The organism is Pseudoalteromonas sp. SCSIO 43095 (assembly GCF_023650455.1).
Lineage (GTDB): Bacteria > Pseudomonadota > Gammaproteobacteria > Enterobacterales > Alteromonadaceae > Pseudoalteromonas > Pseudoalteromonas tetraodonis.
Genome location: NZ_CP087995.1, coordinates 1058790 through 1072402 on the forward strand (window position 1 = coordinate 1058790; position 13613 = coordinate 1072402).

11 protein-coding genes and 1 pseudogene are annotated in these 13613 nt (G+C 40.4%); 8 read left to right on the forward strand and 4 right to left on the reverse strand.

Annotated elements, in window-relative coordinates; genetic code table 11:
• Positions 1-305 precede the first annotated feature (305 nt).
• From LOC50_RS05125 to LOC50_RS05145, 5 genes are all read left to right on the forward strand, one after another.
• Positions 306-1346, forward strand: a complete 1041-nt coding sequence (locus LOC50_RS05125; protein ID WP_008112772.1) for a Leu/Phe/Val dehydrogenase — start codon at positions 306-308, stop codon at positions 1344-1346.
• 151 nt (positions 1347-1497) lie between these two features.
• The gene (locus tag LOC50_RS05130) at positions 1498-2160 is read left to right on the forward strand and encodes a CatA-like O-acetyltransferase (protein ID WP_008112770.1); all 663 of its coding nucleotides are present in this window, start codon (positions 1498-1500) and stop codon (positions 2158-2160) included.
• A 110-nt stretch (positions 2161-2270) separates the two neighbouring features.
• Positions 2271-5159: a ligand-binding sensor domain-containing diguanylate cyclase gene (locus LOC50_RS05135; protein ID WP_250653730.1), complete on the forward strand. Its 2889-nt coding sequence runs from the start codon at positions 2271-2273 to the stop codon at positions 5157-5159.
• Positions 5160-5253: 94 nt separating this feature from the next.
• Positions 5254-6078, forward strand: a complete 825-nt coding sequence (locus LOC50_RS05140) for a M90 family metallopeptidase (protein WP_250653731.1) — start codon at positions 5254-5256, stop codon at positions 6076-6078.
• 99 nt (positions 6079-6177) lie between these two features.
• Positions 6178-9351, forward strand: coding sequence for an amidohydrolase family protein (locus LOC50_RS05145; RefSeq protein ID WP_250653732.1), 3174 nt, complete (start codon positions 6178-6180; stop codon positions 9349-9351).
• Between the two features lie 63 nt (positions 9352-9414).
• Here LOC50_RS05145 and LOC50_RS05150 read toward each other — a convergent pair whose 3' ends face one another.
• Both LOC50_RS05150 and LOC50_RS05155 read right to left on the reverse strand, forming a co-directional pair.
• Entirely contained in the window at positions 9415-9768 is a 354-nt protein-coding gene (locus LOC50_RS05150) for a hypothetical protein (RefSeq protein ID WP_250653733.1), read from the reverse strand.
• On the reverse strand, positions 9762-9989 hold the full coding sequence (locus tag LOC50_RS05155) for a TetR/AcrR family transcriptional regulator (protein WP_250653734.1): 228 nt from the start codon (positions 9987-9989) through the stop codon (positions 9762-9764). Before LOC50_RS05155 ends, LOC50_RS05150 begins: the two co-directional genes overlap by 7 nt.
• 25 nt (positions 9990-10014) lie before the next feature.
• Here LOC50_RS05155 and LOC50_RS17430 point away from each other — a divergent pair.
• Positions 10015-10341: pseudogene (locus LOC50_RS17430) on the forward strand (HPP family protein).
• A gap of 168 nt (positions 10342-10509) precedes the next feature.
• On the opposite strand, the gene LOC50_RS05165 reads toward LOC50_RS17430, so the two are convergent.
• Positions 10510-10872: a hypothetical protein gene (locus LOC50_RS05165; RefSeq protein ID WP_008114254.1), complete on the reverse strand. Its 363-nt coding sequence runs from the start codon at positions 10870-10872 to the stop codon at positions 10510-10512.
• 150 nt (positions 10873-11022) lie between these two features.
• Between LOC50_RS05165 and LOC50_RS05170 the strand changes: the two genes are divergently transcribed.
• Together LOC50_RS05170 and LOC50_RS05175 are read left to right on the forward strand one after the other, a co-directional pair.
• Positions 11023-11775 carry a Nif3-like dinuclear metal center hexameric protein gene (locus LOC50_RS05170; protein ID WP_036982289.1) on the forward strand — a complete coding sequence of 251 codons (753 nt, stop codon included), beginning with the start codon at positions 11023-11025 and terminating at the stop codon, positions 11773-11775.
• A 337-nt stretch (positions 11776-12112) separates the two neighbouring features.
• On the forward strand, positions 12113-12682 hold the full coding sequence (locus LOC50_RS05175) for a DedA family protein (protein WP_250653736.1): 570 nt from the start codon (positions 12113-12115) through the stop codon (positions 12680-12682).
• Between the two features lie 127 nt (positions 12683-12809).
• Here LOC50_RS05175 and LOC50_RS05180 read toward each other — a convergent pair whose 3' ends face one another.
• Positions 12810-13574 (reverse strand): YdcF family protein, encoded by a 765-nt coding sequence (locus LOC50_RS05180; RefSeq protein WP_250653737.1) that lies wholly within the window; start codon positions 13572-13574, stop codon positions 12810-12812.
• Positions 13575-13613 lie beyond the last annotated feature (39 nt).

Here is a 13613-nt window from a genome sequence, read left to right on the forward strand (position 1 = left end):
TGTATTTTAAGGTGTAGTGTACTTTTTTAGGGTGTATGATTAAGTTTACAAATAACTGCAGTGTGACGTTCACGTAAGCGTAAACTTTAATTGCAATGGTGTTTTTAACTTTAATACTTAATCAGATGGTTATTTTTGGATTTTTTATGCTTACTTTTAACGATAAGTCGTTTTATATTTCACTTTGACGCGCTTTATCTGGTTTATTTACTCATGGTATGGCGAACCATTAACTGAAGTGATAAAGTCTCGGCAATTTGTAGCGTGCTTGCCCAAAAGGGCTCATTATTTTCGGAGTATTTAAAGTGGTTGTATTTAATCAAGTTGAATTTGATAACCATGAACAAGTGGTTTTTTGTTCAGACAAAGCGTCTGGTTTGAAAGCCATTATTGCGGTACATAACACAAACTTAGGCCCTGCGGTAGGCGGTTGTAGAATGTGGGATTATGTTAACGATGAAGATGCAGTATATGATGTGCTGCGTTTATCAAAAGGGATGACCTATAAAAATGCCGTAGCACGCTTGCCATTTGGTGGTGGTAAATCGGTTATTATTGGTAATGCCAAAGAAATCAAATCTGAGCAGTTATTTCGCGCATTTGGTCGCCAGTTAGAGCGACTAAATGGTAGCTACTACTCAGCAGAAGATGTAAACATTACCTGTGATGATGTGGCGTTAATGAACAAAGAAACAAATTACGTGCTAGGTCTTGAAGGAAAAAGTGGTAACCCTTCGCCGTTTACAGCCTATGGTACGTTTTTGGGCATGAAAGCAGCGCTTAACCATCAACGCGGTATTCAAGACTTTTCTGGTATTAAAGTTGCGGTGCAAGGTTTAGGTGCAGTAGCTTATGGATTATGTAAACATTTGTTTGAAGCTGGTGCTGAGTTATTTGTTACCGATATTAATCAAGCTGCAGTAGAACGTGTAGTAAATGATTTTGGCGCAACTGCAGTTGGTATTGATGAAATATACGACCTAGATGTGGATGTTTATGCACCCTGTGCATTAGGTGCCACTATTAATGACACAACAATCCCACGCTTAAAAGCAACGATAGTAGCAGGCTGTGCAAACAATCAACTTGCTGAATCACGCCATGGTGAAATTTTACGTGAAAAAGGTATTTTATATGCGCCTGATTATGTAATAAATGCAGGTGGTATTATTAACGTTTATTACGAAACTGCACCAGAGGGTTACAGTAAAGAGGCTTCTAATAAACACGTAGAAAGAATTTACGATACACTGAGTGAAATTTTTACCCGTAGTGAAAAAGAGCAAAAATCAACCCATTTAATTGCCGATGAACTGGCACAAGAAATTATTGAAAACGGACTTTAAGTTTCCACTCGATTTAAAATAGGAGCGAAATACGCTCCTTTTTTATACCTTATGTAAGACTTTAGTATAACTACACCCAAAGCGTCATTTTAGTTAATGCGAATATAGATAAAGCACGGTAAAATTTAGTTTTACACTTTATCTATATTTTATGTCCTCTACTGATTTTTCTATTACCCCTCTTGATTTTGAGCAATGGCCTCGAAAGCAACACTTTGAGTTATTTCAGCAGTTCACTCAGCCTTATTTTAATGTGTGCGTACAACTGAATGCGAAAAAGTTATATATCGCCTGTAAACAAGCTAATATTGCTTTTTTTCATGGTTATATTTATTGCTTATTAAAAGTTTGTCATAAGTATGAGCCGATGATGCTGCGCATTATTAACCAAAAACCTTGTTACTTAAGTGCTACGCGGGCAAGTGTAGTCGAGCTTGCCGATGACGAGTCGTTTCGCTTTAGTTATTTTAAATTACACGAGTCGTTAAATGAATTTGCCCGTGAGGCGAAAGCTATTAGCAATGCCACAAAATTAAACCCACTGTTTTCTGATGCGTTTGCAGCAACTGAAGGGCAAGCAGATTTAATTCATGTTTCTGTATTACCTTGGTTAAACTTTAGCAGCTTTTCACATGCATTTACCCACGGTCAAAGTAATGGTATTCCTAAATTTGTGTTTGGCCAATACAATACTGAGACAGGTAAAATGCCGCTCGCTATTGATGTTCATCATGCGTTGTTGGATGGGCTTCATGTCGCTAAATTTATAAAGCAATTGCAGTATACATTTAATAATTTAAGTAATAATAATTAATTAAAAAGTTGTAAGTTTTATGTTATTATTTACCAGCAGTGCTTTTAACTTAAATTGTCGCTCTAAACTTATCCAAATATAAAAATTAATAATTATAAAGGCAATATCTGATGAATCGCTTAGTGATTTTATGTATTTTATTGGTGATTTTTTCTGTTTCTGTTGACGCACAACAGCAGACTCGTTTGCCGTTACGTGATTATTTTTTTGAAACCTGGAATACACGTACGGGTCTTCCTCACAATAGCATTAATAGCCTTGCACAAACACAAGATGGGTATCTATGGGTGGGTACTTGGGAAGGACTTGCCCGCTTCAATGGCCAAGAGTTTAAGTTATTTACTCGCTCCGAAATTACTGACTTGCCTGACTCAGGCGTACGTGCGCTAACCCCTACATCTGATGGCGGTTTACTTATTGCAGGAGCGCGTGGCGGTATTAGCCTATATCAACATCGCCAATGGGACACGCAACCACCTGCCCAAGCGATGGTTAATCATATATTTAAAAGTAAAAATGATAACTTGTGGCTAGCGCTTGAGAATGATGGTGTGTTTTATCGTTCAGCTAGCAGCACTCAAGACATCCCAATAATACAAAATGTCAGTGCGTATCGAATCATTGAAGACCCCAAGGGGGTTATATGGGCGGCGACCAGTGATGGCCTGTATAAAATAGTCAACTACAAACCCACTTTGATGACGCCACAACAAGGGGTTCCAGATGCTCCCGTATATACCTTATTAATCACCCGTGAAGGTCGACTCATTATAGGAAGTGAAAGAGGGGCACGAATCCTTAATGGTGGGCTATTTGAATCGCCTCACCCACAACTCGAGGCGGAACCTATTTCCAGTTTGTTAGAAGATGATCATGGGGATCTGTGGTTTGGCACCATTAATAAAGGTGTTTTTAGGCTTAGCGTCGATGGTTTAGAGCAATTAGATGCTAAAAATGCTTTACCCGCTAACCGTATTCTTTCTTTGTTACAAGACAGAGAAAATAGTATTTGGGTAGGCACCAATGCTGGTGTATTTAGGTTAAGAGAAGCGCCGTTTTCATCGTGGGGCAAAAAGCGAGGCTTATCTAGCGATTATGTGCGTACGGTATTGTCACATTCTGATGGCAGTTTATGGATAGGCGGAAGCACGGGTTTAGATCGGCTGCACAATAATCAGATCAGCCATATTAAAGGCACTAAACAAGGCTCGCCATATTCAATACTAAGCTTACTAGAGCAAAACCAAGGTGATGTCTGGGTAGGCACATACACCTCGGGTGTTTTAAAAGTGGTTAATAACGAACTCGTACCTTATTTAAACCGTGATAATGGCTTAGGTAGTAATGAAGTAAGATCTTTACTTTTTGATTCAAAAAATCGCTTATGGATAGGCTCGGCCATGGGGCTGACACGCGTTAATACCGACGGTAGCTTAAACCAATTTACTAATGAAAAAGAGCTGCCGAGTGGGTTTATTTTAGCCTTGAGTGAAGACAACTCAGCTAATATTTGGGTAGGAACCGGTAATGGGGTCGTGGTTTATGACTCTCAAACTGACGTGTTTAATCCTGTTGAGTTTCCTGCTGAATTTGCCGCCCAATATGCGTTTGGCTTTTACATTGATGATAAATACACGTGGATGGCTACCGATCGTGGCTTAGTTCGTTATCAGCATTCAAACGCAAAGATGACTATTTTAGGGCGTGAATTAGGTTTACCCGTTGATAAGCTTTTTCAAATTGTGCCGTTTAAAGACTCACTTTGGCTATCAAGTAACCGTGGCATTATTGAAGTCAATTATAAGCAGGTAAATGAGCTGCTTGATTCAAAATCTAACAATAGAGGTACGCTCGCCTTTCAATTATACGATGAGGCTGATGGCATGCACAGTGCACAAGCAAATGGCGGTTCAACTCCCTCAGCAACCGCTCATTCAGATGGCACAATTTGGTTTGCTACCGCAAAAGGGGTGAGTACAGTAAAACTGGAACGCTTAAAAGAAGCCACTAAAATAGCGTTACCAACGATTGTTGAAAGCTTTTCTGTTGATGGTAAACCAACGTCGTTACCTATAGACGGTGAAACTATTATTTTACCACCAGGGGTGACGCGCTTGTCATTTCAATACGCGGGACTGAGCTTTATTATGCCGCAGCGATTAAACTTTCAAACAAAATTGGAAGGCTTTAATAACGAATGGGTCAACCGTCAACACATAGCGACTGCTGAATACACTAACTTACCTGCGGGCAAGTATTCTTTTGCTGTACGTGCAGCCTATCCAAATACTGATTGGCAACAAAATCACAAAGTCGTTAACTTTGAAATTCAATCGCACTTTTGGCAAAAAACAAGCTTTAAGTTGTTTATGTTTTTTCTTTTTGTGGTGGTGATATATAGCGCTTATCGCTACCGCTTATATCGTTATAAACAAGTTGAAAAGGAATTAACGAGTCGAGTGGTGAAGCAAACGCAAGCACTGCAAGAGCAAGCCAGTGCCTTTGCGTATCAAGCCACACACGATCAGCTTACTGATTTACCGAATCGCCGCGCATTTGATGGCTGGCTGGCGGATAACTTTTCAGACTTTAAAGCATGTAAAAAATCACTTGCTATCGCTATTATGGATATTGATCACTTTAAACGGATTAACGATGGTTGGTCACACCTCATAGGTGATCAGGTTATATGTGAAATAGCTAACATTCTTAAAGCGCACTGCGAAGGTGAGCAAGAGGTAGCTCGCTGGGGTGGCGAAGAGTTTACTTTTGTGTTTCCCGATACGAGTGCAGTGCAGGCCCAAGAAATGTGCGAGAAGTTACGCAAATGTATTGAAAATAAAAACTTTTCAAATATTGCAGAAGGCCTCAGCGTAACAGTGAGTTTTGGTGTTTCTGACTCTGGTGATGTTGATGATTATGACCGATTATTATCACGGGCCGACCAAGCTTTGTATAAGGCAAAAAACAATGGTCGAAATCGAACTGAAGTGATGTGATTGAAAAACAGCCTCACTGCACCCATTACTATTTTAATAATACGGGCGCAGCATTTTAGCGTTAAAGCTAAATGGTTTGATTTAGGACGACCCAATGATAAATGGGCTATTAATTTTTGTTTTAATTGTATTTATTATAATATTTTGGCGCTGGCCTGATATTCAAAATGCCGTGTGGCACCGTAAATACAGTGGTTTATTATTAAGCGAGCAACAACATACGTTGTTACTGCGTGCTATGCCCATATACAACAAAATGACCGATGCAGAGCGAGCAAAGTTAGCATCCCATATTGTGTGGTTTTTAAATGAAAAGCGTTTTGTTGGCTGCGATGGGTTGCAACTAACGGAGGCAATGAAACTCATTATTGCCGCCGATGCCTGCTTGCTTGTGCTTAACAAGCCTTGGCCTTTGTATAAAAACGTAAAAGAAATTTTACTCTACCCCAGCGCGTATTACGCGCCCCAATCAAGCCGCGATAACGCAGGCCTTGTCAGTTTTCATAATACAGTAAGGCAAGGTGAATCGTGGCCGGGGGGAACATTGGTGCTTAGCTGGCATGATGTGCTTGAGGGCAACCGCTTACCCAGTGATGGGCATAACTTAGTGTTTCATGAATTTGCACATCAACTTGATCAAGAAACCGGTAAAACCACCGGCACGCCACTACTTGCATCACAGGCAAAATACCAACAATGGGGCAGAGTATTTAGCCGAGCGTTTTCGCAGTTAAAAACCCATGTTGCTTATAGTATGCCGCATGTAATACATAGCTATGGAGCCACCAATGAGGCTGAGTTTTTTGCGGTGATCACCGAAACATTTTTAGAAAAGCCTGCCGATTTACGCCGTGAAGACCCTGAAATTTACCATTTGCTAGTGGATTTTTATCAATTTGATCCTATTGTTTGGCACTGATTTTATGCACTTCATCCTATTACGCTGGTAACTTGCTGGCGTTTTTGTTGCAATCATGTAATAGATCAACACACAGCAATAATAATAAGTGAGATAAGCATGAAAAAAATGCTGCAAACAGCACTCGCGTTATCAGTTTCATTGGCATTAGGCCACGCACACGCAGAGCAAACGGATGAAAAAAAATGGCAAGTTGATTCACCAAAAGGGCAATTTGTTGATGCATCTATTAGTGTAGAGCAAGGCACATGGATGAATGTCGATATAAGTCCTGACGGAGAAACCTTAGTATTTGATTTACTGGGCGATATTTACACCATGCCAATGAGTGGTGGTAAAGCGACTAAAATAACCTCAGACATTGCATGGCAAATGCAGCCGCGCTTTAGCCCAGATGGCAAGCACATTGCTTTTACATCAGATCAAGGCGGTGGTGACAATATTTGGATAATGGATGTTAACGGCGAAAACCAAACCGCCGTCACTGACGAAACATTTAGATTACTCAATAGCCCTGCGTGGAGCCCTGATGGTGATTATTTAGTTGCACGTAAGCATTTTACTGCCAGTCGCTCGCTAGGTGCGGGTGAAGTTTGGCTTTATCACAAAGCCGGCGGTAAAGGGGTGCAACTGACTAAACGTGAAAACGATCAAAAAGACTTAGGTGAACCCATGTTTTCACCGGATGGTCGGTATGTTTATTTTTCTCACGATGCAACCCCAGGTAAAACTTTTCATTATTCAAAAGACTCTGTTGCCGGTATTTATAAAATTAAACGTTATGACCGTGAAACAGGCGACATAGAAACCATTATAAGTGGCATGGGCGGGGCAATAAGACCGACGCCGTCGCCAGATGGTAAAAAACTAGCGTACATAAAGCGTGATGACTTTCAAACCAGCCTGTACTTATATGATTTAACCAGTGGTGAGCATACTAAGCTATACGATAAGCTAGAGCGCGATATGCAAGAAACGTGGGCGATTCATGGCGTATATCCGACTATTGCGTGGACCCCAGATAACGAAGAGCTGGTATTTTGGGCTGGTGGCACCCTTCATAAACTTAATGTAGATAATAAATCAGTCAGCGATATTGCATTTAAAGTAGACACTACGAAAAAAATTCAAAAAGCAGTGCGTTTTACTCAAAATATCGACACTGATGAGTTTGATGTAAAAATGCTGCGTAATGTGCAAATTAGCCCTGACGGTGAAACCGCACTTTTTGAAGCATTGGGCTATATTTACATGCGCGACTTAGAATCAGGAAAAATAAAGCGCTTAACTAAGCAAACCGATCATTATGAGTTATTCCCGCAGTATTCTCGTGATGGCAAAAACATTGTCTACACCACGTGGGATGATAACGAACAAGGCACCGTGCGTGTCGTCTCTGCACGCAGTGGTCGTGGCGACACTATTACACAAGAGCCGGGAAAATACGTAGAGCCAACATTTAGTCCAGACGGCAAAACCGTGGTGTATCGTAAAGCCAGCGGCGGCAACATTTTAAACCCTAACTGGTCACTGCATCCTGGGGTATACAGTGTTAGTGCTAAAGGCGGAAAAAGTGAGCTCATTTCTAAAAGTGGCTATCAACCTCAGTTTGGCAGTGCCAACGATCGTGTTTATATTATGAGCCCATGGCCTAAGCCGACATTAAGTGTGGTAGAGCTTGAAAGTAAAAAAGTACGTAAACTGTATGAATCAGAGCACGCCACTGAATTTAGAGTCTCTCCTGATGGTGAGTATTTAGCTTTTGCTGAGCGCTTTAAAGTATTTGTTACTCCATTTGTAGAGCGCGGCAAAACGATAAATATTGGGCCCAAAGACAGTCAATTTCCAATTGAGCAGCTATCTGTACGCGCCGGTGAAAACATTAGCTGGAGTGCAAACAGCAATAAACTGTATTGGACACTGGGGCCTGAGCTTTACCATGCCAGTTTAGAGGGGATGTTTGCGATTAATAAAGCGGATGATAAAGACGTTAAAGTAAAAAGCGGTACTAACATCGGCTTTAGTAAAAAAATGGCTGAACCGCAGGGCATGATTGCATTAACTGGCGCTAAAATTATTACCATGGAGGGTGAAAAGGTCATTGAAAATGGCGTTATTGTTACCGATGGCAAACATATCAAAGCCATTGGCACTGCTGCTGATGTGAGCATTCCTAAGGGAGCAAAGGTCATTGATGTAACAGGTAAAACAATTATGCCAGGCATTGTAGATGCCCATGCTCATGGCTCACAAGCCAGTGATGAAATTATCCCGCAGCAAAATTGGAAAAACTTAGCAGGTCTTGCGCTGGGTGTTACTACTATTCACGACCCATCAAACGATACCACTGAAATATTTACCGCGAGTGAAATGCAAAAAGCGGGGATGATCGTTGGTCCGCGTATTTTCTCTACTGGTACTATTTTATACGGTGCGAATATGCCTGGGTATACCTCGCATATTGACTCATTAGATGATGCTAAATTTCATTTAGAGCGTCTTAAAAAAGTGGGTGCGTTTAGTGTTAAATCTTATAACCAACCGCGCAGAGAGCAGCGTCAGCAAGTTATAGAAGCAGGGCGAATGCTTGAAATGATGGTAGTCCCTGAAGGGGGGTCATTATTACAACATAACTTGAGCATGGTAATCGATGGTCATACAGGTATTGAACATTCAATTCCTGTTGAACATATTTATGACGATATTAAGCAGCTATGGTCACAAAGTGATGTAGGTTACACACCTACATTGGTGGTTGCCTATGGCGGTATTTGGGGTGAAAACTACTGGTATGATAAAACGGACGTATGGAATCATCCACGTTTAAGTAAATTTGTGCCTAAAAACCAATTATTACCGCGCTCAATGCGCCGAGTTAAAGCACCCGATCATCACTATAATCACTTCAACAATGCTCGCGTAGCGGCTGAGTTACAAGATTTAGGTGTACTTGTTAATTTGGGTGCGCATGGCCAACGTGAGGGGTTAGGTGCGCATTGGGAAATGTGGATGTTTGCCCAAGGCGGCATGACGCCACTGGAAGCAATTAGAGCATCGACACTCGATCCGGCAAAATATTTAGGCCTAGATAAAAATGTGGGTTCATTAGAGGTCGGTAAACTGGCAGATTTAATGGTTATTGATGGCGACCCACTGAAAAACATTCGTGATTCAGACAAAATTGATTACACCATGATCAACGGTCGTTTGTTCAACGCAGCCACCATGAACGAAGTAGGCAAAAAACAGCGTGAACCATTATTTTTTGAATAATGCAGCTATTTTTTAGTTAATAAGCGGCTATTTAGCCGCTTTTTTAATACTGTATTTACCTATTTAACTAACCGCTACTATCGCTTTTAAAATATTATCACTAGGTGGAGTCACTGTTACATCATGCATCACCCTCGCTCTACATATATAATCTTCCTTTAGAATAAGTAAGTGTTGCGTGGCTTCAATTGCTTTTTCTCTATTGTGAGCAAATTCAGGTGTTTCTAAAAGAGCTGATAGTATGATCTCAAAGTTCGCTTGCTTGTGCTGTTTACAAAGTTTGGCAATAGGGTCGTTCTCTACAGGGTACTCAGCTGCAGTATCAATAAAAAAACAGCCATTAAAACACCCTAACTCTGAAACCTCATTATTAATCCACTTTTTCAGTCCGGCAAAAATTGCTTGCGCGACTAACATAGCACTAGGTTGTATACATATTTTTTAAGCCAAGCGTTAAAGCAGATGTCACGTGCGACTAAACAAGCACAAATAAGCGCGTCTTTGCTTTCAAAGTGCTTATATAAGGTTTTTTCTGCAATGCCCGATACAGCTAAAATTTCATTAATACCAACAGCGTGTATACCCTTTTTATAAAAAAGACTCAGTGCCGTACTGATTATTTGTTGTTGTTTATCCATGATATTCCAAATTTGAGCAGGTAATATGCATAGTGAGCAAATAAAGTCGGTATTAATCGCAGGTGTTTTTTCTACTTTTGTTTTGGGGTTTTTGGCGTGGCTAAATTATATGGGTGATTACGGTATTTGGTTAATGGCGCCATTCGGCGCAACAGCTGTACTTGTTTTTGGTGTACCGCAGAGCCCGTTAGCTATGCCAAAAAAGTAATAGGGGGACATATGCTGACCGCAATGATTGGGGTTGTTTTTAGCTGATAGTGCGATTATGGTTGGGCTGGCTTTGGGTATTGCTATAACATTAATGATAATCACAAAAACTATTCACCCTGTTGCCGGCGCAACCCTATCTTAATTATTGAGTCTGGCCAAAGTTGGGATTTTTTAATAATGCCAGTACTGGCAGGAACTGTATTTATAGTTTTGTCTGGCTTTGTTGCGAGGTAGTTTATTCAATACTTGATGGATAATAAATATAAAAAAACCGCTTAACGCGGTTTCTTTTATACAAACACTCAGCTGATCAAACAACACCGCGAGGTAGGCGGCAATCGTGATCTTTGCGAGCAAGCTCAACTATCCAAAGCTCTTCTGCTGTGTAGCCTTCTTCGTTTTGTGTGATCACGGTGAAAGGCGCTTTTTTCTGTGCTTTTACAGGAGCAGCTTTTTTAGTTTTTTTAGCAGGTGCTTTTACTGCAGCTTTTTTTGTAGACTTACCAGAGCTTAATTCTTTAGTCAGCTCTGCTACATCAGCTAGGCGCATGTTCTTGCCGCCATCAATGCTATACCAGCCAGGTTTAGTTGTTATTTCAGGTTTTTTACCGTTGGCAGCTTCATATGCAGCTTCAAAGGCAGATAACACTTCTGTTTTGTCTAGTTTGCTCATCAGAGACCCAATACGTTGTTTACACAGATAAAGAAGAGGTATTTATACCTATTTTAGAACTGTTTTTCAATTTTTTGCGATTTTCCTTTCATTTTTAGCGCATAACCGCCAAAATTTGTACAAAATTCAGTGCAAAGTAAGGTAAGTAGTATGCAACGTAGAGAATTTAATCAATTATTAAACACCCTATTAAAGCCAGAAACCATTAACGATTTTTGTCCAAACGGGCTTCAGGTAGAAGGTAAAGATGAGATACGTACCATAGTAACGGGTGTAACGGCAAGCCAAGCACTTATTGATGCCGCGATTGAAAATAATGCCGATGCCATTTTGGTACACCATGGCTATTTTTGGAAAGGCGAGTCACAACCTATCACTGGCATGAAAAAACGTCGTGTGGCTGCACTTTTAGCTAACGACATCAATTTATTTGCCTATCATTTGCCGTTAGATATTCACCCTGAAATGGGTAATAACGCACAGCTGGCGCAATTGCTCGATATTGAAATTGAAGCAGGCCTTGAGCCAACTAACAACAGTGTAGCGATGAGAGGGCGTTTAAAAACGCCGCTAACGGGCAGTGAATTTGCTAAAAAAATAAGCCAAGTGCTTAAGCGCGAGCCACTAACGAGTTTAGTACGTACTGATAAAATTGAAACCATCGCTTTGTGTACTGGTGGCGGGCAAGGGTATATCGACTTAGCAGCCGAGCATGGTATTGATGCTTACATAACCGGTGAGGCATCAGAGCAAACCATACACAGCTCACGCGAGCAAAATATCGACTTTTTTGCCGCAGGTCATCACGCCACCGAGCGCTACGGCATAAAAGCATTAGGCGAATATCTTGCTAAGCAACATGGTTTTGACGTGACATTTATTGACATAGACAATCCTGTGTAAACACCTAGCTTAAAAGTAATTTTATAAATAACCTACTTGTAACGTATTTCGGGTAGGTTATTTAAATCTAGTGTTCTAAATAGCTAATTTAGCAAACTATAATAAGCCAGTATGTTGATTTTTTATATACCCGCATACCCTTTTATCTTTTTGTGAGTTAATTATTTTTGGTTTTATGCATCCCAAAAATTGAATAAACGTAATAGATATAAACCTACGCTTAAAATCATAATTACATCCATTCTTATATTGCAAAAAACACAGATCTTTCGCTGTACTTACCTCGTTTAAATTACAATGTTACTTTGCTTGCTACTAAGGTAGTTACTTTAAAGGAATGAAATGGGTATTAGCTTTAATTGAGCAGTACGGGTTGTTGGTTTATCTGTTACTTTTTGGTTATTGTGCGTTAAAAAGTGGTTGGCTACCTTTGTTCGCAGGCTATGCTGCACATACTGGCGCACTATATGTTGGTTTTGTTGCTTTGGCTACTTTTATGGGTGGCTACTTGGGCGATGAATTACGTTTTGCTCTAGCAAGAGCGTATGGCGCGGCATGGCTTGAAAAACTAGGCCGCCTTGGTCGATTATTTAAAACAGCCAGTGAGCTTGCTGAACGCCATGGCACAGCCTACATTTTTTTATATAGTTATCCTAAAGAATTACGCACGATTGGTGCCCTTCCCGTAGGGCTTACAGCAATTAGTTGGCGCCGTTTTAGTGTGTTAAATGGATGCTCTACACTGCTATGGGTTATTGTTTTAGTCGATGGAGGCTACATTTTCGGTGCTACTTTTGATGCTTTAGGTGTTGAGAATTTAACAGCACTAAGTCTGCTATTTCTTTGCGTATTTTTAGTGACACTGTACCGGCTTTGGAATAAAACAGCTGAGGTTAAAACCCTCTAAAAATAACAAAACACCCAACGCTACTATAAACGAATATTCAGTTTGATTTTTTCATAACCCCCTGTGTAAAAAGCAAATAATTGCGGTTTTAGGGGGAATTTACCCAGCGTAATAAGCGTTAACTTAATTAAAGTGCTTCAGGGTTAATTGTACGGCGTACATTTATCCACGCATTGCCAATAACTTCATGAGCATACTGGGTGACTACTAGTAGTGCTTTTGCATTGGGTATGAGTTGTTTATACCAAGGGAAAGCGGCAAAGTTGTGGTAATCGGTTGCGGCAGGGATAACGTTAATGCCTTGCGCATTAAATAAATTTTTTGCTCTGGGCATATGGCTTACTGAGGTGACTAAAGCGACCTTGTAATCAACGAGTTTTGAGGCTAAAAGTTTTGCCTCTTGGGCGGTATCCATTGCGTTTGGATTTTGCACAATACGATTTTTATTAATACCTAAGCTAATTGCGGTTTTATACATTAACGCGCTGTTGGTGACTTTTTCATACCCCCCACCTGAAACAATTAGCTGCGCATGGGGATAAATGTTAGCAAGTCTAATTCCTTCCACCAAACGAGTTAACGCACAATTACCTAACTGGCTGTTAGCACTCAATGCAGGGTTGGGGTTTATGTCACAGCCAAGCACCACAATTTTATCTATATTGGGGTGTTTAAGATAATTAAATGCAAATGAGGTTGGTTGGCTATTTTTAATCAGTAAGTTGGCCACCAAAGGGGTGCTGGCAAGTAGCAAAGTTACAAGGCTCATTAAAGATAAAGCGATTGCGACCTTTCGCTGTTTGAGCGCAAAAATAAGTAATATTAGGCTTACTAAACCCAACAAAGGTAACGGCATGAGCAAGCCGCCTAGTATTTTTTTTAGTTCAAACATAATGAGCAACATGGTTAAGTATATTTATTAGCATGTTAC